The organism is Dyella sp. 2YAF14 (assembly GCF_052114725.1).
Classification (GTDB): Bacteria; Pseudomonadota; Gammaproteobacteria; order Xanthomonadales; family Rhodanobacteraceae; genus Dyella.
Genome location: NZ_JBFRFH010000040.1, coordinates 1 through 452, shown reverse-complemented (window position 1 = coordinate 452; position 452 = coordinate 1). Strand labels below are relative to the sequence as shown.

At 64.7% G+C, this 452-nt stretch carries 1 protein-coding gene; it reads left to right on the top strand.

Features of this window, described 5'->3' with window-relative positions; genetic code table 11:
- Positions 1-452: class I SAM-dependent methyltransferase (locus tag AB4Y82_RS21150; protein ID WP_441611688.1), on the top strand; the 452-nt coding region annotated here is incomplete at both ends.

Genomic DNA, 452 nt, shown 5'->3' with positions numbered 1-452 from the left:
TACTGGAACGAAGAACTGAAGGCAGCGCGTGAGCGCGCCTCGGGCGACGGACTGGTTCGCGCAGGCGAAGCCGTGCTTTACGCACGCAGGGAGGTTCGCCGCTTCCTCGATCTGGGTGCCGGCCCCGGCTATCTGTTGGACCAGCTGGCAGCCACTTTTCCGGCGCATTCCGATCTTTTCCACGCGGTCGAGCTGTTTCCGCCCGAGGAACACAGCACACACRAGAACTATGTGGTCGGCGACGTCGGCTCCCTCTCCGGGAAGTTCGACGCGGGCGTCTGCRTTGAGGTCGTTGAACACCTCACGCCCCGCATGCTGGGCAAACTTGCCGAGGGCCTGGCCGCCGTCGCCGCGCCGGACTCCACCTGGCTGTTCAATACGGGATTGCCGCACTACGTTCGCCAGGAAGATCCGGGCTACCTCGATCCCCGCAAGCGCGGGCATATCGTCTC